Source organism: Arthrobacter sp. Dra40, from assembly GCF_059091905.1.
The window spans coordinates 1-668 of sequence record NZ_JBNHHB010000552.1; the positions used below are offsets into that span (position 1 = coordinate 1).

General features: G+C 64.1%; 1 protein-coding gene. It reads left to right on the forward strand.

Going from position 1 to position 668, the window contains the following annotated elements; translation table 11 throughout:
- Positions 1-662, forward strand: a 662-nt coding sequence (locus AC5RWT_RS37935) for a polyprenol monophosphomannose synthase (protein ID WP_494084699.1), incomplete at its 5' end; no start/stop codon positions are given.
- Positions 663-668: the final 6 nt, after the last annotated feature.

The window sequence follows — 668 nt, forward strand, 5'->3', positions numbered from 1 at the left end:
GCACCGCCTTTCCCGGCTCCGACATCCTGGTTGTCGACGACAACTCGCCGGATGGCACCGGAGAGTTGGCGGACCGGATGGCTGCTGACGATTCCGCCATCCACGTGCTCCACCGCGAAGGTAAAGCGGGTTTGGGAGCGGCCTACATCGCCGGATTCCGGTGGGGACTCGACGCCGGGTACGAGGCCCTGGTGGAAATGGACGCCGACGGCTCCCACCAGCCGGAGGAACTGAGCCGGCTGCTGGGCGCGCTGCAGAACGGCGCCGACATGGTTAAAGGGTCGCGCTGGATGCCCGGCGGCAAAGTGGTCAACTGGCCCGTGCACCGCAAGGCAATTTCCCTGGCCGGAAGCCTGTACTCCCGGCTCATGCTGGGCGTTTCCGTCCGCGACATCACCGGAGGGTACAACGCCTTCAGGGCCCAGACACTGCGCACCATCGATCTGGACAGCGTGGAATCGGTCGGATACTGCTTCCAGATCGACCTGACCTGGCAAACATTGAAGGCCGGGCTCACTGTTCGCGAAGTACCGATCACCTTCGTCGAACGTGAATTCGGTGATTCGAAAATGAGCGGCGCCATCGTCGCCGAGTCCATCGTGTTGGTCACCAAGTGGGGGGTCGCCGACAAGTGGCGCAGGCTCCGCGGCAGGAAGGGCTGATCCGGT